We start from the raw sequence: 20,052 nt of genomic DNA, 5'->3' as shown, positions 1-20,052 counted from the left end.
ACCGTTGCTGAGCGCCGCTTTTTTGGACACCCGGGGATTAATGCGCCGCTAAGCGGGCGAGTCCGAGCATAGCCGCATCGTCCACTACCCCAAGCACCGAACCGCCCGGAGGCGGTCGCCGTGTCGCATCTCGACCAGACTCTGTTCAACGCCCTGATCCGCCGCGGTATCGACGACCGTGACCTGCATCGGCGGGCCCTGGAGCGGGTGCGCGATCCGGCGCTGCAGATCCTGCTGTTCGAAAATCTGCAGACGCTGGATTCGCTGATCGCCGACCTGCAAGCGCAAGTGAGCGCCGATGGTGGCGAACCCGCGCAGCGCGGCACGCCCACCGGTTCGCTGCGGGTGCTGCTGGCGGACCTGTCCACGCGCTTTTCCGCACATCGCGACACGGCCTGGGTGCAGTGCCTGGCCCGCTACGAGTGCGGCCTGCTGCATAGCTTCGAGCGCCGCCTGCAGCGTGCCGGCCGCGCCGAGCCGGGCCTGAGCCGCCAGCTCGACCGGCTCTACGGCATGCACCGCGACATGCATTGCCTTGCTGGCACGACCCACGGTTGAGGACCTCATGACCGACGCGCAGGATGTGCTGGCCTTCTGGTTCGATCCCGATCACGAGGCGCTCTGGTTCGAGCGCAACGACGCTTTCGACGATGCCATCCGCACCCGCTTCGGCGCGCTGCACGAAGCGGCCGCGCGCGGGGAACTGGACAGCTGGATCACCCTGCCCGAAGGCTGGATGGCGCTGCTGCTGGTGCTCGACCAGTTCAGCCGCAACCTCCATCGCGGCGATGCGCGCACCTTCGCCTGCGACGCCAAGGCGCAGCGGCTGGCGCTGGAGGGCATCGCACAGGGTTTCGACGAACGGCTGCCGCCGGCCTGGCGCGTGTTCGCTTACATGCCGCTGGAACATGCCGAGGACCGCGCCCTGCAGGACCGCAGCGTGGCCCTGGTCGAAGGCCTGTGCGCGGCGTTTCCCGGCGAGGCCGTCTACACCAACTACCTCGGCTATGCGCAGCGCCACCGCGAGGTGATCGAGCGCTTCGGCCGCTTTCCCCACCGCAACGCCGTGCTCGGCCGCACCTGCACACCGGAAGAGCTGCATTACCTGGCTCAGCCCGGCGCCGGTTTCTGAGTTCCCTCACCCCTGCCTGGAAAGGAGTTCCACCATGCGCCGTCTCGTTCTGATGTCCGTGCTGGCATTGGCCAGCGTTGCCGTACATGCCGCCAGCACCCTGCGTGTCGGCAGCCAGGTGCTGGCCGTGGGTGAAAGCGCCTCGCGCGCGATCGAGCTGCTTGGCGAGCCGAGCTTCAAGGAGCCGATCGAGAGCAAGCAAGGCGGCTATGTCGGCCAGCGCTGGCAATACCAGCGCGAGAACAGCAAGGTCACCACCCTCACCGTGATCGGCGGCAAGGTGACCAAGATCGAGGAACTCAGCAACTGAGCCTGCCTGTCCGCGCGGCGTTGCCTTACATGCCGCGGCGGCATGCGCCGCTGATGCGTTTCGCCGCGCAAGCCTAAATTCACTCCCACGGCGCCGGTGGCGCCATGGGAGTGAATCATGCGTTTCTGGATGTGGATAGTCCTTTGCCTCTGCGCGGCAGCGCCGGCATGGGCGGACAGCTTGCGGGTCGGGCAGCAGGTGCTGGTCACCGGTGACAGCGCGGCGCGCGTGGTCGAGTTGCTGGGTCAGCCGGTTCACAAGGCCAGCGGCGGCAAGGCCGGTAAGGCGGCGAATAAACGCAGCGCCAAGGGCGGCAATCGCGCGAAACAGGCGGCAGGCAAGGCGACGGAAGGCGAGCGCTGGCAATACCGCCAGGGGCGCCGCACCGTCACCGTCGTGCTGGTGCAGGGCAAGGTGGCGCGTATCGAATAGCGGCGGCGCCGTAGCCGGCGCACGGATGCCGTGCCATAAAGGCGCCGATGCCAGGGAAGCCCGCCATGTCCACGCCTCAATCTGCTTCGCACCACGCTCGATCCGGCCTGCTGCGCGAACGCATCGCCGGCGGGCACGGCAAGGTGACGAATATCGAGCTGTTCTTCGACCTGGTGTTCGTCTACGGCGTGACCCAGCTGTCGCACACCCTGCTGCACGACCTCAGCCTGATCGGCGCGGCGCACGTCCTGCTGCTGTTCCTGGCGGTGTGGTGGGTGTGGATCTTCACCGGCTGGGTCACCAACTGGCTGGACCCGGACCGCATCGCGGTGCGCGCCATGATGCTGGCGCTGACCTTCGCCGGCCTGCTGCTGTCGGCTTCGCTGCCGCAGGCGTTCGGCGAGCGCGGTCTGCTGTTCGCCGGCGCCTACGTGGCGATGCAGGTGGGGCGTTCGCTGTTCATGGTGTGGGCGCTGCACCGCGGCGGCAGCGCATCCCAGCGCACCAACTTCATGCGCATCCTGCTGTGGCTGGGCGTGGCCGGCGCCTGCTGGCTGATCGGCGCATGGCAGGACGGCACGCCGCGCTTCCTGTGGTGGATCGCCGCGCTAGGCATCGAATACCTCGGCCCGGCTGCGTATTTCTTCGTACCGGGATTGGGCCGTTCGACCACCGCGGACTGGGACGTGGAAGGCGGCCACTTCGCCGAGCGCTGCAGCCTGTTCGTGATCATCGCGCTGGGCGAATCGCTGGTGGTCACCGGGTCGAGCTTCGCCGAATCCAGCGCCCTCGCCGACGCGGCCCCCGCCTTCGTGGCGGCCTTCCTGGGCTGCGTGGCGATGTGGTGGATCTATTTCGACCTGGGCGCGGAACGCGGCAGCCGCGCGATCCGCCATGCGGCCGATCCGGGGCGCACGGCGCGGCTGGCCTATACCTATCTGCATTTGCCGATCGTGGCCGGCATCGTGGTCAGCGCGGTGGGCGACGAACTGAGCCTCAGCCATCCGCACGCACGCTGCGAGCTGCCGGTGGCGATCGTGCTGATCGGCGGGCCGCTGCTTTATCTGCTGGGCAATGCGCTGTTCAAGATGACGGCGGGCCGCTGTCCTTTCCCGCTGTCGCATCTGGTGGGGCTGGTGCTGCTGGCCCTGCTGGCGGTGCCGGCTTTGCAATTGACGGTGTTCTGGCTGGCCACGCTCACCACGGTGGTGCTGCTGGTGGTGGCGGTGTGGGAGACCTTGTCGCTGCGCGGCATGCGCAAGCATCTGGCAACGCACGCGGGGCACGGATAAGCGTCACGGACTGGCGCACGTTGGGGTTCGCTGCGCTCACCCCAACCTACGTCGCTAGCGGCTCGCGGCCTCGCGCAGTTCGCCCAGCAGGCGTTCGGCCGTCCACACCACCGGCTTCGCTTCCGCCTCGCGCACCAGCTCGACGATGCGCCGATTGACCGGCGCCTTGCGCCCCGCACGTTCCGCCAGTTCCACCACCGCCCCATGCAGCGCATCGACCTCGGTGCGCCGCCCCGCCTGCAGATCCTCCCAGGTGGACGAACGCGCCAGCGGATCGATCGCCAGCATCCGCGACGCCAGGCGCGCGAACAGCGCATCGGGCAGCTTCAGCAGCGCGGGGAGCCAGTGCGGCGGCAGCGGAGTGAGCTTCGCGACCGGAAGATTCAAGCGAGCGAAGATCCCCAGCGCTTCCGCCTGCGCCAAGGCCAGGCAACGCCGCCACCCGCGCTGCGCGAGCTCATCGCGCAAGGGCAGGCCCGACAGCGCATTGATCGCATTGTTGAGATTGAACAGCAGCTTCGCCCGCTGCACCGCCGCCATATCGCGGCGCGGTTCGATCGGCAGCCCGGCCGCGGCGAACATCGGCAGATAAGGCTGCAGCGCCGGATGCTCCTCCACCATCAGCTCCCCGCTGGAACCCTGATGGAGCACACCCGGTTCCCGCTGCAGCACATTGAACGGCACCATGCCCGCCAGCACCGTGCGGCCGGGCAGTGCGGTGCGCAGCGTATCGGCGTTATGCAGGCCGTTCTGAAAGCTGATCACCAGCGCATCCGGCGGAAGCACCGCGGCCAGTTCCTGTCCCGCCTGCACCGTATCGCCGGACTTCACCGTCACCAGCACCAGCGGCGCAGAGGCATCCGCCGGCGCCGTGCATAAATCGAGCGACGCGCCATCGATCGTCCGATGGAACCCATGCAGATCGGTCAGCGTCATCCCGCGTTCGCGCAGCGTCGCCAGCATCCGCTCGCGCACCATGAAGCGCACCGCCGCATGCCCGTGCAAGCGCCCGCCGAGATAGCCACCGACACTGCCGGTGCCATAGACGACGATGTCCGCCGCCGCGCTCAAGCCACCGCCGCCGCTGCGGCACGCCCCGCGACACGCCCGGAGAACAGGCAGCCGCCGAGGAAGCTTCCTTCCAGCGCGCGGTAGCCGTGCAGGCCGCCACCGCCAAAACCCGCCGCCTCGCCCACCGCATACAAGCCTGGCAACGGCTGCCCATCCGGCGCCAGCACCCGCGCCTGTAGATCGGTCTCCAGTCCGCCCAGCGTCTTGCGCGTCAGCACGTGCAGGCGTACGGCGATCAATGGGCCGTTCGCAGGATCGAGCAGGCGATGCGGCTTGGCCACGCGCACCAGCTTGTCGCCGCGATAGCGCCGCGCGTTATGGATGGCCATCACCTGCGCATCCTTCGCGTAGGGGTTGTCGAACTGCAGGTCGCGCGTCTCGATCTCGCGCCGCAGCGAAGCGGCATCGATCAGGCCCTCGCCGGTCAGCGCATTCATGCCGGCCACCAGTTCCTCCAGCGTGTCGCGCACGATGAAGTCGCGGCCGTGCTGCTTGAATGCTTCCACCGGCGCCGGCGCACCCTTGCCGACGGCGCGCTTGGCCACTTGCCGCCAGCTCTTGCCGGTGAGGTCGGGATTCTGTTCGGAACCGGACAGCGCGAACTCGCGCCGGATGATCTGCTGGTCCAGCACGAACCAGCTGTAGTCGTAGCCGGTCTGGCGCAGCCAGGCCAGCGTGCCCATGGTGTCGAAGCCCGGCCACAGCGGGCCGGGCAGGCGCCGGCCGGTGGCGTCGAACCACAACGAGGACGGGCCGGGCAGGATGCGGATGGCATGGCCCGGCCAGATCGGATTCCAGTTCTCGATGCCTTCCACGTAATGCCACATGCGGTCGCGGTTGATCAGCTGCGCGCCGGCCGCTTCGCTGATCGCCAGCATGCGGCCGTCCACATGCGCCGGCACGCCGCACAGCATGTGCGCGGGTGCGGGACCGAGCCGGCTGGGCCAATGCTGGCGCACCAGCTCGTGGTTGGCGCCGATGCCGCCGGAAGCGACGATCACCGCCTGCGCGCGTTTCTCGAAATCGCCGGCCACGTCGCGCGTGCTCGGCCGCCCGCGCTCGATGGCATCCGCCGCCAGCACCGCGCCGCGCGCGCCGACCACGGCGCCGCCTTCTACCAGCAACTCATCCACCCGATGGCGGAACGCGAACTCGATCAGCCCCTTCGCCTGCGCCGCGCGCGCGCGCCGTACGAACGGTTCCAGCACGCCGGGGCCGGTGCCCCAGGTCACATGGAAACGCGGCACCGAATTGCCATGCCCATACGCGCCATGCCCGCCGCGTTCGGCCCAGCCCACCACGGGAAACCAGCGCATGCCCATGCCATGCAGCCAGGCGCGCTTTTCGCCGGCGGCGAAATCGACATAAGCCTCGGCCCAGCGCCGCGGCCAGTAGTCTTCCGGCCGGTCGAACGCGGCGGTGCCCATCCAGTCGGCCAGGGCCAGCGCGTGTGAATCGCGCACGCCCATGCGGCGCTGTTCGGGCGAGTCGACGAAGAACAGCCCGCCGAACGACCAGAACGCCTGGCCGCCCAGGCTCTGCTCCGGCTCCTGTTCCAGCACCAGCACGCGCCGCCCGGCATCCGCCAGTTCGGTCGCCGCCGCCAGTCCGGCCAGGCCGGCTCCGATCACGATCACATCCCAGCCATCCTGCATGCCTGTGCTCCCCGGTCGGTATTCCCAGAGCCTATCCCATTGTCCGCTTCGGGTTGGTCAGCGTGGAAAGGTTGAGCCGTGCGGAGCCGGACCGTGCCGCCTCTTCCGGCCGCGCATGCTCCTGGCGCTGTTGAAACTTGAGTAATCCCGGCCGCGGCTGGCCGGCATCCATCCTGGATGGCATCGGGCCAAGGCCGGAATCGTGCCTGCAGCGAGCATTTCCTCCTCTGTCTCGCTTTCGCCAATCGGCGGCTGGCGGTCGCGAGTACCAGCAATTTCCGGCTGCTTATCCCGCAATGCTTGTGCAGGCTGCATCCCCTGCTTGCGCCGTGCGGGCACGCCGCTTGACGCGGCGACGTCCGATTGAGTTCTTCAATCCTGCTGGAGTCCATCGAGCATGTCTGCTCAGCCCACTGAAAACCCGAAAAACCAGCTGAGCAGCTGGAAACTGTCCAATCCTCGCGAGCTTCGCGGCATAGATTTTCTTATCGTTGCGACCATCCTTTTCGCAGGTTCCATCTATACGTCTACGCTAAGTTGGCTTTACATGGATGCGAGCGCGCCGCCTGGCGTGGCATCTGATACCCAGGGCAACTACAGCCTGCTGTCGACGCTGCTTGCGTCGATGGCTTTGGCTGTTGTCTATCTACGGCTGGTGCGCGCCTTCGATTTTCGCGCCTTGCGTTGGGGCGTGAGCTGGAAAGCCACGTTGTGGGGCGTGCCCATTTACCTTTCCGCCTGTGTCTTGGCTGATCTGGTCTATACCTTGTGGGGTCTCGGGTTTCCTCCGGCTGATGTCGGTACTCCGGAGGGGACGGCGGCGGAGCAGGCCAGCCATGTATCCACGGTGATGGTCGCCATGGTCAATGGCTCTTACGAAGAAATCGGGTTCCTGGGATTTCTGTTATCGGTACCCCGGAAATACACGCTGCATGCGTTCATCGCCGGTCTGGCGATTCGTTTTTCGTTTCATACCTACCAGGGCATCGGGGCGGCACTGTCCATTACGAGCTTCGGGCTACTGCTGGGCGTGCTCTATCTGCGTATGCGTACGCTCTGGCCGTTCATCGTTGCGCATGTACTGGCAGACATCTGGGGACTCAGTGTCGATAGTTGGGCCCACCCCCTGTCGGTGGTTTTGGTGGCGCTAGACGCTCACCTGTGACCGATGGCACGGCATGACCGCTGGCCCATGCCGCTGCCGGTGGAGCGGGCGCATCGTCCCGGCATGGACTGGCGGAGGGCCGGACCGTGCCACGAGGGGATCGACCATGCGCATGACTTCCGCCGCCACCTTGCTTGCTCTGGGCCTGGCCATGACCTTGCCCGCGCAGGCACGCACGATTCAGATCGACAACGACAGCTGCGGCTACAGCACGCCGTACGACGTGCGCGTCGACGCTTCCGGCATCCGCTTCCAGCGCGATGACGGCAAACCCGGCGACGTGTTCATGCACGATGGCCAGCTGCGCGTGGACGACCGCGCGCTCGCCGTCTCCGCCGCCGATGCCGCACGCCTGCGCCAGTACGAGGACAAGGTGCGCACCCTGCTGCCCGAAGTGGCCGGCATCGCGCGCGAAGGCGTCGACGTCGGCTTCGCCGCGATGCGCACGGTGCTGATGACCTTCGCCGAAGGCGAGGGCGAACGCCGCAAGCTGGTCGATCGCCTCGACCGCCGCCACGCGCAGGCGCTGGCCGATATCGACAGCACGCTGGGCCGCGGCATCTGGAAGCACGGCGCGGTGAGCGAAGCGCTGACCGACAGCGTCGGCGAGACGGTCGGCGACCTGGTGGGCAAGGTCACCGCCAGCGCGGTGACGGCTGCGCTCAGCGGCGACCAGGCCAAGGTCGCGGCGCTGGAAGCGCGCGCGCAATCGCTGGACAAGAGCATCGACAAGGAAATGGACGCGCAAGGTGAGCGCCTGAGCCAGCGCGCCAAGGCGCTGTGCCCGCGCCTGCAGGCGCTGGATCAATTGCAGCAGCAATTCCAGTTCCGCCTGGCCGACGGCTCGCGCCTGCAGCTGGTCACCTATCACAAGGACAACGACAAGACGCCGGCCAACAAGGAGCCGGACGTCGCCTCGCGCTGAGGCGAGGCGAACCGAGCGCTCCCGCGCTTTTCCCCCCACGGACGCTCCACTCCACGCCGCGTTCATCCCCATGGCGCGGCCTTTTTATGCGCGCCGTCGCGGGTTCCGGCCTCGCGCGCATGGCTGCTAGGCTTGAAGTCTGTCTTCCCCGGATGGACTCCCCGCCATGCACGATTTCCTGGTGAGCCTGCATTTTTCCGAAAATGCGATCGACCACCTGCTCAATCTCGGCGCCGCGCTGCTGATCCTGCTGCTTGGCCTGTGGCTGGCCGCGCGCGTCGCCAACTTCGCGCTGCGCGCCATGCAGCGCGCGAAATTCGATCCGACCCTGAGCGGCTTCCTGCGCAACCTGATCAACGGCGTGCTGATCGTGCTGCTGGTGGTGATGGCGCTGCAGCAGGCCGGCGTGCCGTCGGCGCCGCTGATCGCCGCGCTCAGCACCGCGGGCCTGGCCATCGGCCTGGCCTTGCAGGGTTCGCTCAGCAACCTGGCCTGGGGCGTGCTGCTGATCGTGTTCCGGCCGTTCCGCGTGGGCGACTACATCACCGCCGGCGGCATCGACGGCACGGTGGATTCGATCAACCTGATGCACACCTTGCTGGTGCTCCCGGACAACCGCGAGGCGATCGTGCCCAACGGCAAGATCGGCGCCGACGCCATCGTCAACTTCAACCGCCGCGGCACCCGCCGCTTCGAGCTCAAGGTGGGCATCGGCTACGGCGACGACATCGGCAAGGCCATGGGCGTAGTGCGCGAGTTGTTCGAAGCCGACGAACGCATCCTGCGCGACCCCGCGCCGGGCATCTGGACCGAATCCCTGGGCGACAGCGCGGTGAACCTGGTGGTCCGCGCCTACACCCGCAGCGGGGATATCTGGGGCGCCCAGACCGACCTGCTGCGCCGGATCAAGGAGCGCTTCGAGGCCGCGGGCATCTCCATTCCGTTCCCGCAGCGCGAGCTGCGGGTGGTGCAGGGCAAGCTGCCGGACTAGACCCCGCAACGAGAGCGTAGGTGGGGGTGAGCCGAAGGCGAACCCCAACACCCGGGGGCGTCGCCACGTTGGGGTTCGCCTTCGGCTCACCCCAACCTACGCCGTACGGGGCCATGCATACGTATGCGCATGGTCCCCCGCGACCAAGATCGATCCAGACGGGACCGGGCGCCTTCGCTATGATTGGGCTCTTGCGTGCCGCCATCCCCCACGTGCGGCGCCATCGACATCGCAGGAGTAACCATGGCCGACCTGAAAGAAGCCCGCGTGCCGGATATCGGGCACGACAACGTCCCGGTGATCGAAGTACTGGTGAAGCCCGGGGACAAGGTCGCGAAGGAACAAGGCCTGGTCACCCTGGAGTCGGACAAGGCCACCATGGAAGTGCCCGCGCCGTTCGCCGGCACGGTCAAGGAGGTCAAGCTCAAGGTGGGCGACGAGGTGTCCGAGGGCGCCGTGATCGCCATCATCGAGGCCGACGAGGCCTCCGCCCCCGCGCCGGCCCCCCAGGCTGCCGCTCCGGCCCCCGCGCCGGCTCCCGCTGCCGCCTCGGCCAAGGCCGCCGAACCCAGCCGCGCCGCCGCTCCCGCGCCGGCCGCCGGCGGCGTCCGCGAAGCCCTGGTGCCGGATATCGGCGGCCATGACGGCGTGCCGGTGATCGAGGTGCTGGTCAAGGTCGGCGACACCGTGGCCAAGGACCAGAGCCTGATCACGCTGGAATCGGACAAGGCCACCATGGAAGTGCCCGCCGCGTTCGGCGGCGTGGTGAAGGAACTGAAGGTCAAGGTCGGCGACGAGCTGTCCGAAGGCGCCGTGATCGCCCTGATCGAAAGCAGCGAAGGCGCCCCGGCCGCCGCGCCGGCCCCGGCGCCGGCCAAGGCCGCCGTGCCCCAGGTGGAAGAGAAGCCCGCCCCGCTCGGCGGCCGCGGCGTCCTGCCCGGCAATGCGCCGGAAGGCGACGTGGCGCCGGCCGCGCGCCCGCCGTTCGACTCGCGCATCGTGATGCCGGGCGACGCCCCCTATGCCAGCCCCGCCATCCGCGCTTTCGCGCGCGAGCTGGGCGTGGACATCCGCCAGGTCAAGGGCGGCGGCCGCGGCGGCCGCATCGTGCGCGAGGACGTCACCTCCTACGTCAAGCACGCGCTGGCTTCCGGCGCGCGTCCCAGCGGTCCGGCCCAGCCGGCCGGCGGCGGCCTCAACCTGCTGCCGTGGCCGAAGGTGGACTTCGCCAAGTTCGGCCAGATCGAGGAAAAGCCGCTCAGCCGCATCCAGAAGATTTCCGGCGCCAACCTGGCGCGCAACTGGGCGATGATCCCGCACGTCACGCAGCACGAGGACGCGGACATCACCGAGCTGGAAGCCTTCCGCAAGAAGCTCGGCGAAGAGAACAAGGACCTGAAGATCACCCCGCTGGTCTTCCAGATCAAGGCGGTGGTCGCGGCGCTGAAGAAGTTCCCGCAGTTCAACGCCTCGCTGGACGAAACCGGCGAGAAGCTGATCCTCAAGAAGTATTTCCACGTCGGCATCGCGGTCGACACGCCGGACGGCCTGGTCGTGCCGGTGATCCGCGACTGCGACAAGAAGGGCCTGCTGGACCTCGCCGTGGAACTGGGCGAGATCTCCAAGAAGGCGCGCGACAAGAAGCTCGGCCCGAACGACATGTCCGGCGGCTGCTTCTCGATCTCCTCGCTGGGCGGCATCGGCGGCACCGCGTTCACGCCGATCGTCAATGCGCCGGAAGTGGCCATCCTGGGCGTGTCCAAGGCGCAGACCAAGCCGGTGTGGAACGGCAAGGAATTCGCCCCGCGCCTGATCCTGCCGCTGTCGCTGAGCTACGACCACCGCGTGATCGACGGCGCCCTGGCCGCGCGCTTCGCCTCCTTCCTCGCCACCCAGCTCGGCGACATCCGCCGCCTGCTGCTCTGACGCGGAGGCACCGACATGGCTAATACGATCGAACTGAAAGTCCCCGACATCGGCGGCAACGACAACGTGCCGGTGATCGAAGTGCTGGTGAAGGCCGGCGACAGCGTGACCAAGGACCAGAGCCTGATCACGCTGGAGTCCGACAAGGCGACGATGGAGATCCCCTCGAGCGCGGCCGGCACCATCAAGGAACTGAAGGTGAAGGTGGGCGACGAGCTGTCCGAAGGCGCCGTCATCGCCATCCTCGAAGTCGCCGGCGACGCCGCCGCGCCCGCGGCCGCAGCGCCGAAGGCCGCGGCGCCCGCTCCGGCACCGGCGCCTGCGCCGGCTGCCGCCGCCAAGGCTCCGGCACCCGCCCCGCAGGCGGCAGGCGCCTCCGGCCGCACCGCCGACATCGAATGCAAGCTGATGGTGCTCGGCTCCGGCCCCGGCGGCTACACCGCCGCGTTCCGCGCCGCCGACCTTGGCGTGGACACCGTGCTGGTCGAGCGCTACGCCACCCTGGGCGGCGTCTGCCTCAACGTGGGCTGCATCCCGTCCAAGGCGCTGCTGCACGCCGCCGCCGTGATCGACGAGGCCGAGGCGATGGCCGCGCACGGCGTCAGCTTCGGCAAGCCCAAGCTCGACCTGGACAAGCTGCGCTCGTTCAAGAACAAGGTCGTGGCCCAGCTCACCGGCGGCCTGGCCGGCATGTCCAAGCAGCGCAAGGTGCGCACCGTGCAGGGCGTGGGCACGTTCGTGTCGCCGCACGAGCTGGAAGTGGAGACGGCCGAAGGCAAGAAGCTGATCCGCTTCGAGCACGCCATCATCGCCGCCGGCTCGCAGTCGGTGAAGCTGCCGGCCTTCCCGTGGGACGACGAGCGCGTGATGGATTCCACCGGCGCGCTGGAATTGAAGGACGTGCCGGCCAAGCTGCTGGTCGTCGGCGGCGGCATCATCGGCCTGGAAATGGCCACGGTGTATGGCGCGCTGGGCAGCGAAGTGACGGTGGTCGAATTCATGGACCAGCTGATCCCCGGCGCCGACGCCGACCTGATCAAGCCGCTGGCCAAGCGCCTGGGCGGCAAGCTCAAGGGCGTGCACCTGAAGACGAAGGTCACCGAAGCGAAGGCCACCAAGAAGGGCATCGAGGTCGCCTACGAAGGCGACAGCATCCCCGAGACCAAGCTGTTCGACCGCGTGCTGGTCGCCGTGGGCCGCTCGCCCAACGGCAACAAGATCGGCGCGGACAAGGCCGGCGTGGCGGTGACCGAGCGCGGCTTCATCAACGTCGATACGCAGATGCGCACCAACGTGCCGCACATCTTCGCCATCGGCGACCTCGTCGGCCAGCCGATGCTGGCGCACAAGGCCACCCACGAGGCGCGCGTCGCCGCCGAGGTGGTCGCCGGCATGAAGAGCTACTTCGATGCGCGCGTGATCCCGTCCGTGGCCTTTACCGATCCGGAAGTGGCATGGGTCGGCGTGACCGAGCGCGAGGCCAAGGAGAAGGGCCTGAAGATCGGCGTGGGCAAGTTCCCGTGGGTGGCCAGCGGCCGCGCCATCGGCATCGACCGCACCGAAGGCTTCACCAAGCTGATCTTCGACGAGGAAACCCACCGCGTGGTCGGCGGCGCCATCGTCGGCCCGCATGCGGGCGACCTGATCGCCGAGATCACCCACGCCATCGAGATGGGCAGCGAGGCGGCCGACATCGGCCTCACCATCCATCCGCATCCCACCTTGAGCGAATCGGTGGGCATGGCGGCGGAGGTGTACGAAGGCACCATCACCGACCTGTACATTCCGAAGCGGAAGTAAGCTTCCGGTACGAAGAAAGAGCCCGGGCAAGCCCGGGCTCTTTCGTTTTGCGCTACGCGTACGTGCTCAGTTCGATTCCGTGAACTGGATATATGGCGTCGAGCCGCCACCCGTCGAGCAGCTGCCCAGGTTGAGGTTGTTGCTCTCGCCGGTGCTGCCGGAGTTGGCCACGCACGACGGCGCCGAGGTGGAGCCGTTGGTCACCGCCAGCTTCGCCGTGATCGACGAGCCGGTGTTGAACTTCGCCATCGAGCCGCCGGCATTGCCGACCACGTTCCACTCGCCCACCTTCCACACCGTGGCCAGGTACAGCACGCTGTCCTTGCCGCTGGAGCTGTAGGCCTTGGTGCCGTTGGTGAACACCACGGTGTCGTTGCCGCCGGCGGTGACGGTGCCGGTCAGCTTCACGTTGGCCAGCTGGGTGGCCGGCACGTCCGGCGCGGTGGCGGCGGCGCTGTTCTTGTAGCAGTCGCCCGAACCGTCGCTGCCGAAGCCGCTCGGGCAGCTGGTGCCGCCGTAGCCGATCAGCCAGTACTGCATGAACACGGCCGCTTCGCCGTCCACTTCGTAGTCCGGCGCGTACACGTACTGCTGCCACACGGTACAGCCGGAGTGGCCTTTGCAGGCCGAGGTGGTGTCGTCGAAGCTGGAATTGATCTGCAGCGAATACTCATTCGGGCCGAGAATGCCGCCGCCGCCGTACGCGGCCACGCCCACGCCGGACTCGGAGGTCACGCCGGTCACGGTCGGGAAGCTGCCTACCGCCTTGGTGATCAGCGTGGACGAATGCAGCGTGTAGTCGTTGCCGTTGCCGGCGTTCTGCGCGGGGCCGAAGTTGCGCCAGCGCGGCGTCGGCGCCACGCGCGGAATCGCCGCCTTGCACGCGGCGCGTTCCCACACCACGCTCGGATAGGTGGCCTGGAAGCAGCCTTCCGCGGGCGTGGCGATATGCGAGATGTCCTCGCGCCACTGCGCATGGGCCTGCGCTTCGAATGTGCCCGTCAGGTCGGGGGTGGGCTGCGCGGCATAGGCGGAAACACAAGCGGCGCTGAGCACGCCGGCGGCTACGACAAACGTCAACTTCGCGAGCATTGAATTCTCCCTGGTACACGAAATTAGTTTTCGGTTCCGGCGCTGGAGGATTCCAGCCGCCGGTTTCGGGCAACAACTCACCTGCGCGCCGACCGCATCGCGGTGGCGACGATTCATGCAGCTACATGTGCTCCGCTTCATCCCACGGCGGAGAGTCGAGCGATGACGCATCCCCTGAGAGAGCGTTCGGCCCTCCGGGCACAAACGTTCCGGCGGCCTTGGTAATGCATCTTCGGTGCGCTTTGCAAATCGAAAGAGACTGCGTCAAACACCTGCGATGCAAATCGCCCGTTGCACGCGCGAAGCCGCTTCGCACATGCCTTGAAAATAGCTTCCGGGTGAAAGAAAACGCGCGCCGTTAATGATGTTCAACGATTCGTGGATTCGAAAAAACGCGCGATGCGATCGTGTGTGCAAGGTGTGAAGAGAGAGCGCTCGTCATTCCGGCGCAGGCCGGAATGACGGATCACGAATGCCCGTGCTGCTTATCCGCCGGCATCGCTTCCGCGATCCGCTTGTGCAGTCCTTCCAGCATGCTGACCACCTCGTGCACCGTGCCTGCCATCTGGCTGGCCACGTGCAGCAGTTCGCGCGGCTGGTAATCGTCGTTGTCGAAGTCCAGCCCCATGTCCATCGCATGTGGGCCGTTCAACACCAGCGGAATGTCGGCCGCCAGGTTGTTGAGGCTGGCGGTCTGGGATGCGTAGATGGACGAATAGGCGCGCAGGCGCTCGTTGTCGATCCAGCTGGCGGACTGGTTGGCCACGGCCAGGTCCCAGGCTTCGCGCCGCAGCACCGGCCAGCGATAGTCCAGGTACAGGCCGTCGGGCGCGTTCGCATGGGCGTGCTGGCGGATCGTTTCGTCCGAGGCATGCGCCTTGATGTCGGCGGCGAGCACGTCGCGCAGATGCGCCAGCGCATCCATGCGCGCCTGGTCGTGTTCGAGCACGCGCTGGATCTCGGCCAGGTTCTGCTGGATCTCCGCATCGATGCGCACGCTGGCTTCCTCGGCGGCATGCTTGTGGTGCACATGCTCGATCCACGCCTCCAGCCCCAGCGCGGTGAGGATACTGAGCACGATCATCAGATAGTGCTTGGCGAAATCCTTCAGCGAATGCAGGCGCGTCTTGGGCAATTCGAGGTGCATGGCGGCGTCCGGGCGGCAGAATGCGGGAAACTGCCGAATCTAACCGATGGCGCCGCGGGCCGGCAGTGCGCAAGGGCTTGCAAAGCGCCCGGCACGGCGGCATCTGTTTTTCTTTGACTTGCGAGGTGACCCATGAGCTTGAACGTCTGTCTGGCAGGAGCCACCGGCTGGGCCGGTTCCGAACTGGCGCACGGCCTGGCCGCCGCCGATGGCCTGAAGCTGGTGAGCGCGGTATCGCGCAAGCACGCCGGCGGCACGCTGGGGCAGGCGCTGGGCGATGCGCGGCTGGATGCGCCGGTATTCGCCACCGCCGCCGAGGCCCTGGCCCGGCCGGTCGACGTGTTCATGGAATACACCAGGCCGGACAGCGCCAAGGCCAATATCCTCGCCGCGCTGGAACACGGTGCGCACGTGGTGGTGGGCACCTCGGGGCTGAGCGACGAGGACTACGCGCAGATCGATGCAGCCGCACGCGCCAAGGGCCGCGCCGTGCTCGCCTGCGGCAACTTCGCGCTGACCATGGTGCTGCTGCAGAAATTCGCCGAGCAGGCGGCGAAGTACATCCCGAGCTGGGAAATCATCGACTACGCCTACGAAGGCAAGCCGGACGCGCCCAGCGGCACCGTGCGCGAACTGGCCGGACGCCTGGGCCAGGTGCGCCAGCCGGAACTGGGCCTGCAGCTGGAGCAGACCCGCGGCGTGCGCGAGACGCGCGGCGGCACCCTGGGCGGCGCGCAGGTGCATGCGGTGCGCCTGCCGGGTTTCGTGCTCGGCGCCGAAGTGATCTTCGGCATGCCGGACCAGACGCTCACCCTGCGCCATAACGCGGGCAGCAGCGCGAAGCCTTACGTCGACGGCGCGCTGCTGGCGCTGCGCAAGGTGCCGGGCCTGGCGCCCGGCCTGCACCGCGGCCTGGACAAGGTGCTGGAGATCTGACGCCTCAGCCGTGCGCGGCGCCGGTGTCGTCGCGTTCCAGCGCATGCACCAGATGGCCTTCCAGCTGGTGCAGGTGCGACTGGATTTCCTGCGAGGTGCTGATCATCTGCCGCAGCACGGTGGCGAATTCCAGCGGATCGACCGCCGCATTGAGTTCGATCCGCGTGCGCAGCGCCGCCATGCTCGGCGCGTTGAGCAGGATGATGCTGTCGTGGGTCAGCCAGTTGGAGGCGTCGTGCAGGTCCGCATACGCGGCGGAATAACGGCGCAGGTCGGCATCGTCCATCCAGCTGGCCGACTGGTTGGCCACGGCCACGTCCCAGGCCTGCGAGGCGACGGTGGGCCAGTTCACGCTCAGCTTGAACGAGGCGTGGCGCGCCTGGATATGCTGGTTGATCACCGCCGCGGTGGCGCCCGCGCGGATGTCCGCGCTCACCGTCTCGTCCAGTTCGATCAGCGGCTTGATCAAGGCCTCGTTGGTCGTGATCGACAGGCGCACGTCGCTGAGATTGGCCTCGATCTCCGCGCGGATATGCCGGTTCGCCGTTTCCGCCGCGTGCGCATGATGCGAGCGCTCGATCCACGCCTCCAGCCCCAGCGCGGTAAGAATGCTGAGCACGATCATCAGATAGTGCTTGGTGAAATCCGTCAGCGAATGCAAACGCACTTTCGGCAGTTCGAGATGCATGTCGTACGTCTCGGCGAAGCTGGAGGAGGCGCGCAGCGTAGCCGATCCCGGCGCGGCGCAGCAGTGCGCCTAGCCGTGCTCGAACAGGTCGCCCTGGGCGACGAAGCTGTCCTGCTCGACGAAGCCGGAAAGCCCCACGCCGACCAGCCGGTAGCGGCTTTCCGCCGGCCGCTCCACGCGGGCGCGCAGGGCGCAGGCCAGGTCGGCCAGTTCCGCCGCCGACGTGGGGCGCGTCGACGGCGTGAGGCTGCGCGTCAGCGTGTGGAAGTCGCTGGTCTTGAGTTTCAGCACCACGGTGCGAGCGATGCGGCCGTGCGCGCCCGCCGCCTCGCGTTCGTGCGCGGCCCAGGTCTTCTCGGCCAGGCAGCGGATATGCGGTTCGAGTTCGTCAAGGGTGAGGTCGCTCTCGAAGGTGTCTTCGGCGGAAACCTGCAGGGTGGGGCGGTCCGGCTCCACCGCGTGTTCGTCGATGCCCAGCGACAGCTCGTGCAGGCGCCGGCCCCAGCGGCCGAAGCGCTGTTCCAGTTCTTCCGCCGCGAAGTTGCGCAGCTCGCCCACGGTGGCGATATGCATGGCGGTGAGCTTGGCTTCCATCACCTTGCCCACGCCGGGCAGGCGGCCCACCGGCAGCGGGGCGAGGAACTCCAGCACCTGATGCGGGCGGATCACGAACAGGCCGTCCGGCTTCTTCCAGTCCGAAGCGATCTTGGCCAGGAATTTGTTCGGCGCCACGCCGGCCGAAGCCGTGAGCTGCGTTTCCTCGCGGATCGCCGCGCGGATCGCCTCGGCGGTGGCGGTGGCCGAAGGCAGCGCGGTGATCGATGAGGTGACGTCGAGATAGGCCTCGTCCAGCGACAGCGGTTCGATCAGCTCGGTATGCCGCGCGAAGATCTCGCGCACCTGCCGCGACACCGCCTTGTAGCGGCCGAAATCCGGCGGCACGAAGATCGCCTGCGGGCAGAGCCGCTCCGCGCGCACCGCCGGCATCGCCGAGCGCACGCCGAACTTGCGCGCCTCGTAGCTGGCCGCGCACACCACTGAACGCGCGCCGCGCCAGGCCACCACCACCGGCTTGCCGCGCAGTTCGGGGTCGTCGCGCTGCTCCACCGACGCGTAGAACGCGTCCATGTCGATGTGGATGATCTTGCGCGGAGGCGGTGGCACGAGCGGAGCGGCAGGGATCGCAAACGTGGATGGCGGCGAGAGTTAAGCACGGAACCGCCGCGCCTGCCCGATCCGCTGCCGGGCTTGCCCATTCCTGCCGATCCGCCGGCGCGGCGCTTGAAGGCCCGGCGCCGGCCCGCAGATCACGTGCACTTACCGCCCCGCCTGCCAGGATGGGCGGCATCCACGTGAGGAAAAGCTGTGATGAAGATCCTGATGGTGCTGACGTCGCACGACCAGCTCGGCGACACCGGCCGCAAGACCGGCTTCTGGCTGGAAGAATTCGCCGCGCCGTACTACGTATTCAAGGATGCCGGCGCGCAGATCGTGCTGGCCTCGCCCAAGGGCGGCCAGCCGCCGCTCGATCCCAAGAGCGACGAACCCGACGCGCAGACCGAGGCCACCCGCCGCTTCCGCGCCGACGCCAAGTCGGTGGAGGCATTGGCCCACACCCAGCCGCTGGCCGAGGCCGCCAAGGCGCAGTACGACGCCGTGTTCTATCCCGGCGGGCACGGCCCGCTGTGGGACCTGGCGGAGGATCCGGCTTCCGCCGCGCTGATCGAGCGCACCTACGCCGCCGGCAAGCCGGTGGGCGCGGTGTGCCACGGGCCGGCGGTGTTCCGCCACACCCGCTTCAAGGGCGAGCCGCTGGTGCGCGGCAAGCGCGTCACCGGCTTCACCAGCGGCGAGGAAGCCGCGGTCGGGCTGACCGACGTGGTGCCGTTCCTGGTCGAGGACATGCTCAAGGCGCACGGCGCGGAGTATTCGAAGAAGGCCGACTTCCACCCCTACGCCGTCACCGACGGCAACCTGGTGACCGGACAGAACCCGGCCTCGTCGGTGGATGCGGCCAAGGCCGTGCTGGCGCTGCTGCGCAACGAGGACTGAGCCGCGCGCGGAAACGGGCAGGGCGGCCTGCCCGTTTCCATGCTGCCGCGCATAGGGCATAGGTCATCAGTCATGCGGGGGCGTCCCGGGTTATCGTCGACGCTTATGACCGATACCTCACCTTCGTATCTCCGCCGCCTCGGCACCTGGGACGCCGCCGCCATCGTGATCGGCGGCGTGATCGGCGGCGGCATCTTCCGCAGCACGTCCACCGTGGCCGAGCGCACCTCTTCCGGCGCGGAACTGCTGCTGCTGTGGGCGATCGGCGGCGCGCTGACCCTGGCCGGCGTGCTGTGCTACGCGGAACTGGGCGCGCGGCGGCCGCAGGCGGGCGGCATCTACATCTATCTGCGCGAGGCCTTTGGCCAGCTGCCGGCCTTTCTGTTCGGCTGGACCATGGCGCTGATCAACTACCCCGGCAGCGTGGCGGCGGTGGCGACCACCTTCGCCGATTACTTCTGCGCCGCGGTTGGCCTGCCGCTGATGTGGGTGAAGCCGGTGGCGGCGGCGGCGATCCTGTTTATCGTCGGCGTGAACTTCTTCGGCATCCGCGCCGGCTCGCGCATGCTCAACGTATTCACCGTGCTGAAGCTGGCCGCGATCGCCATGCTGGTGGCGACGGCGCTGGTGCTGGCGCGCGGGCACCTGGGCATGGCGCTGGCGCCGGATCCGGTGCACCAGGCGCGGCCCTGGGATTTCCTCGGCGCGCTGCTGCCGGTGCTGTTCACCTACGGCGGCTTCCACTACCTCAACGACCTGGCCGGCGAAGTGCGCGAACCGCAGCGCACGCTGCCGCGCGCGCTGGGCCTGGGCCTGGCGGCGGTGGTGCTGTGCTATCTGCTGATCAACTTCGCTTATCTGGCCGGACTCGGCCATGCGGGCCTGGCCGCCAGCCATGCGCCGGCCGCGGACCTGATGCACAAGCTGTTCGGCGAAGCAGGCGCGCGGGTGATGGCGATCGGCATCGCATGTTCTACTTTCGGCTATTGCAGCATCGCCATTGCCGGCGGCGCGCGCGTGCTGCAGACCATGGGCGCGGACGGCATGTTCTTCCGCGCGGTGGGCCGCATCGATGCGCAGTCGCGCGCGCCGCAGGTGGCGCTGGCGGTGCTCGGCGGCTGGGCCATCGTGCTGGTGCTGTCCGGCAGCTTCGGCCAGCTGCTCAACTACACCACGGTGGGCGAGTGGCTGTTCCATGCCTTCGGCATCGCCACGCTGTTCTGGTATCGCCGCCGCTTCGCGGCGGAGCCGGCGCCGTACCGGGTGCCGTTCTATCCGGTGCTGCCGTTCCTGTTCGTGCTGACCGTGCTGGGCGTGATCGCGGCGACGGTGTTCGATTCGCCCACCGATGCGGGCATGAGCCTGGCGCTGGTGCTGCTGGGTGTGCCGGTCTATCTGGTGTGGCGTGCGTGGCAGCGGCGGCAAGGTCTGATCTGAG

19 protein-coding genes are annotated in these 20,052 nt (G+C 68.0%); 13 read left to right on the top strand and 6 right to left on the bottom strand.

Annotated elements, in window-relative coordinates; all coding sequences use genetic code 11:
- Window positions 1-120: 120 nt before the first annotated feature.
- The 5 genes from KK141_RS08880 to KK141_RS08860 all read left to right on the top strand — a co-directional run bounded on the left by KK141_RS08880 (window position 121) and on the right by KK141_RS08860 (window position 3,166).
- Window positions 121-558, top strand: a complete 438-nt coding sequence (locus KK141_RS08880; RefSeq protein WP_214569365.1) for a DUF2383 domain-containing protein — start codon at window positions 121-123, stop codon at window positions 556-558.
- 7 nt (window positions 559-565) lie between these two features.
- On the top strand, window positions 566-1,132 hold the full coding sequence (locus KK141_RS08875) for a DUF924 family protein (RefSeq protein WP_214569364.1): 567 nt from the start codon (window positions 566-568) through the stop codon (window positions 1,130-1,132).
- 34 nt (window positions 1,133-1,166) lie between these two features.
- Window positions 1,167-1,442 carry a DUF2845 domain-containing protein gene (locus tag KK141_RS08870; protein WP_214569363.1) on the top strand — a complete coding sequence of 92 codons (276 nt, stop codon included), beginning with the start codon at window positions 1,167-1,169 and terminating at the stop codon, window positions 1,440-1,442.
- A gap of 117 nt (window positions 1,443-1,559) precedes the next feature.
- Window positions 1,560-1,874, top strand: coding sequence for a DUF2845 domain-containing protein (locus KK141_RS08865; protein WP_214569362.1), 315 nt, complete (start codon window positions 1,560-1,562; stop codon window positions 1,872-1,874).
- Window positions 1,875-1,939: 65 nt separating this feature from the next.
- Complete coding sequence (locus KK141_RS08860) at window positions 1,940-3,166, top strand: low temperature requirement protein A (protein WP_214569361.1); 1,227 nt, start codon at window positions 1,940-1,942, stop codon at window positions 3,164-3,166.
- A 54-nt stretch (window positions 3,167-3,220) separates the two neighbouring features.
- On the opposite strand, the gene KK141_RS08855 is transcribed toward KK141_RS08860, so the two are convergent.
- Both KK141_RS08855 and KK141_RS08850 read right to left on the bottom strand, forming a co-directional pair.
- Window positions 3,221-4,237, bottom strand: a complete 1,017-nt coding sequence (locus KK141_RS08855; RefSeq protein ID WP_250901621.1) for a 2-dehydropantoate 2-reductase — start codon at window positions 4,235-4,237, stop codon at window positions 3,221-3,223.
- On the bottom strand, window positions 4,234-5,892 hold the full coding sequence (locus tag KK141_RS08850; RefSeq protein ID WP_214569360.1) for an FAD-binding dehydrogenase: 1,659 nt from the start codon (window positions 5,890-5,892) through the stop codon (window positions 4,234-4,236). Before KK141_RS08850 ends, KK141_RS08855 begins: the two co-directional genes overlap by 4 nt.
- A 397-nt stretch (window positions 5,893-6,289) precedes the next feature.
- Here KK141_RS08850 and KK141_RS08845 point away from each other — a divergent pair, with 397 nt between their 5' ends.
- From KK141_RS08845 to lpdA, 5 genes are all read left to right on the top strand, one after another.
- The gene (locus KK141_RS08845; RefSeq protein ID WP_214569359.1) at window positions 6,290-7,057 is read left to right on the top strand and encodes a CPBP family intramembrane glutamic endopeptidase; all 768 of its coding nucleotides are present in this window, start codon (window positions 6,290-6,292) and stop codon (window positions 7,055-7,057) included.
- Between the two features lie 106 nt (window positions 7,058-7,163).
- Complete coding sequence (locus tag KK141_RS08840; protein ID WP_214569358.1) at window positions 7,164-7,982, top strand: DUF2884 family protein; 819 nt, start codon at window positions 7,164-7,166, stop codon at window positions 7,980-7,982.
- 166 nt (window positions 7,983-8,148) lie between these two features.
- On the top strand, window positions 8,149-8,973 hold the full coding sequence (locus KK141_RS08835; RefSeq protein ID WP_214569357.1) for a mechanosensitive ion channel domain-containing protein: 825 nt from the start codon (window positions 8,149-8,151) through the stop codon (window positions 8,971-8,973).
- A gap of 243 nt (window positions 8,974-9,216) precedes the next feature.
- Complete coding sequence (aceF, locus tag KK141_RS08830) at window positions 9,217-10,899, top strand: dihydrolipoyllysine-residue acetyltransferase (RefSeq protein ID WP_214569356.1); 1,683 nt, start codon at window positions 9,217-9,219, stop codon at window positions 10,897-10,899.
- A 15-nt stretch (window positions 10,900-10,914) separates the two neighbouring features.
- Window positions 10,915-12,699, top strand: coding sequence for a dihydrolipoyl dehydrogenase (gene lpdA / locus KK141_RS08825; RefSeq protein ID WP_214569355.1), 1,785 nt, complete (start codon window positions 10,915-10,917; stop codon window positions 12,697-12,699).
- A gap of 66 nt (window positions 12,700-12,765) precedes the next feature.
- On the opposite strand, the gene KK141_RS08820 is transcribed toward lpdA, so the two are convergent.
- Both KK141_RS08820 and KK141_RS08815 read right to left on the bottom strand, forming a co-directional pair.
- The gene (locus KK141_RS08820; protein WP_214569354.1) at window positions 12,766-13,791 is read right to left on the bottom strand and encodes a hypothetical protein; all 1,026 of its coding nucleotides are present in this window, start codon (window positions 13,789-13,791) and stop codon (window positions 12,766-12,768) included.
- Between the two features lie 466 nt (window positions 13,792-14,257).
- A complete protein-coding gene (locus KK141_RS08815; RefSeq protein WP_214569353.1) occupies window positions 14,258-14,938 on the bottom strand; it encodes a hypothetical protein in 681 nt (226 codons plus the stop codon).
- 132 nt (window positions 14,939-15,070) lie between these two features.
- Here KK141_RS08815 and dapB point away from each other — a divergent pair, with 132 nt between their 5' ends.
- Window positions 15,071-15,874: a 4-hydroxy-tetrahydrodipicolinate reductase gene (dapB, locus tag KK141_RS08810; protein ID WP_214569352.1), complete on the top strand. Its 804-nt coding sequence runs from the start codon at window positions 15,071-15,073 to the stop codon at window positions 15,872-15,874.
- A gap of 4 nt (window positions 15,875-15,878) precedes the next feature.
- On the opposite strand, the gene KK141_RS08805 is transcribed toward dapB, so the two are convergent.
- Together KK141_RS08805 and dinB are read right to left on the bottom strand one after the other, a co-directional pair.
- The gene (locus KK141_RS08805) at window positions 15,879-16,562 is read right to left on the bottom strand and encodes a hypothetical protein (RefSeq protein ID WP_214569351.1); all 684 of its coding nucleotides are present in this window, start codon (window positions 16,560-16,562) and stop codon (window positions 15,879-15,881) included.
- A 69-nt stretch (window positions 16,563-16,631) separates the two neighbouring features.
- Window positions 16,632-17,726, bottom strand: coding sequence for a DNA polymerase IV (gene dinB, locus KK141_RS08800; RefSeq protein ID WP_214569350.1), 1,095 nt, complete (start codon window positions 17,724-17,726; stop codon window positions 16,632-16,634).
- Window positions 17,727-17,930: 204 nt separating this feature from the next.
- Between dinB and KK141_RS08795 the strand changes: the two genes are divergently transcribed.
- Window positions 17,931-18,614 (top strand): type 1 glutamine amidotransferase domain-containing protein, encoded by a 684-nt coding sequence (locus KK141_RS08795; RefSeq protein ID WP_214569349.1) that lies wholly within the window; start codon window positions 17,931-17,933, stop codon window positions 18,612-18,614.
- Window positions 18,615-18,719: 105 nt separating this feature from the next.
- Complete coding sequence (locus KK141_RS08790) at window positions 18,720-20,051, top strand: amino acid permease (protein ID WP_214569348.1); 1,332 nt, start codon at window positions 18,720-18,722, stop codon at window positions 20,049-20,051.
- Window position 20,052: the final 1 nt, after the last annotated feature.

The sequence above is a fragment of the Dyella sp. LX-66 genome (genome assembly GCF_018599165.1).
GTDB classification, from domain to species: domain Bacteria; phylum Pseudomonadota; class Gammaproteobacteria; order Xanthomonadales; family Rhodanobacteraceae; genus Dyella_D; species Dyella_D marensis.
The sequence above is the reverse complement of the archived record's forward strand: the minus strand, read 5'-3'. Positions and strand labels throughout refer to the sequence as shown.

Bases quoted from the DNA above. Each gene is read 5' to 3' on its own strand.
- KK141_RS08875 (WP_214569364.1), top strand. From the start codon at position 566: ATGACCGACGCGCAGGATGTGCTGGCCTTCTGGTTCGATCCCGATCAC.
- KK141_RS08835 (WP_214569357.1), top strand. From the start codon at position 8,149: ATGCACGATTTCCTGGTGAGCCTGCATTTTTCCGAAAATGCGATCGAC.
- lpdA (WP_214569355.1), top strand. From the start codon at position 10,915: ATGGCTAATACGATCGAACTGAAAGTCCCCGACATCGGCGGCAACGAC.
- KK141_RS08795 (WP_214569349.1), top strand. From the start codon at position 17,931: ATGAAGATCCTGATGGTGCTGACGTCGCACGACCAGCTCGGCGACACC.
- KK141_RS08870 (WP_214569363.1), top strand. From the start codon at position 1,167: ATGCGCCGTCTCGTTCTGATGTCCGTGCTGGCATTGGCCAGCGTTGCC.
- KK141_RS08840 (WP_214569358.1), top strand. From the start codon at position 7,164: ATGCGCATGACTTCCGCCGCCACCTTGCTTGCTCTGGGCCTGGCCATG.
- KK141_RS08865 (WP_214569362.1), top strand. From the start codon at position 1,560: ATGCGTTTCTGGATGTGGATAGTCCTTTGCCTCTGCGCGGCAGCGCCG.
- dapB (WP_214569352.1), top strand. From the start codon at position 15,071: ATGAGCTTGAACGTCTGTCTGGCAGGAGCCACCGGCTGGGCCGGTTCC.
- KK141_RS08820 (WP_214569354.1), bottom strand. From the start codon at position 13,791: ATGCTCGCGAAGTTGACGTTTGTCGTAGCCGCCGGCGTGCTCAGCGCC.
- KK141_RS08790 (WP_214569348.1), top strand. From the start codon at position 18,720: ATGACCGATACCTCACCTTCGTATCTCCGCCGCCTCGGCACCTGGGAC.
- KK141_RS08815 (WP_214569353.1), bottom strand. From the start codon at position 14,938: ATGCACCTCGAATTGCCCAAGACGCGCCTGCATTCGCTGAAGGATTTC.
- KK141_RS08845 (WP_214569359.1), top strand. From the start codon at position 6,290: ATGTCTGCTCAGCCCACTGAAAACCCGAAAAACCAGCTGAGCAGCTGG.
- aceF (WP_214569356.1), top strand. From the start codon at position 9,217: ATGGCCGACCTGAAAGAAGCCCGCGTGCCGGATATCGGGCACGACAAC.
- KK141_RS08860 (WP_214569361.1), top strand. From the start codon at position 1,940: ATGTCCACGCCTCAATCTGCTTCGCACCACGCTCGATCCGGCCTGCTG.
- KK141_RS08850 (WP_214569360.1), bottom strand. From the start codon at position 5,892: ATGCAGGATGGCTGGGATGTGATCGTGATCGGAGCCGGCCTGGCCGGA.
- KK141_RS08805 (WP_214569351.1), bottom strand. From the start codon at position 16,562: ATGCATCTCGAACTGCCGAAAGTGCGTTTGCATTCGCTGACGGATTTC.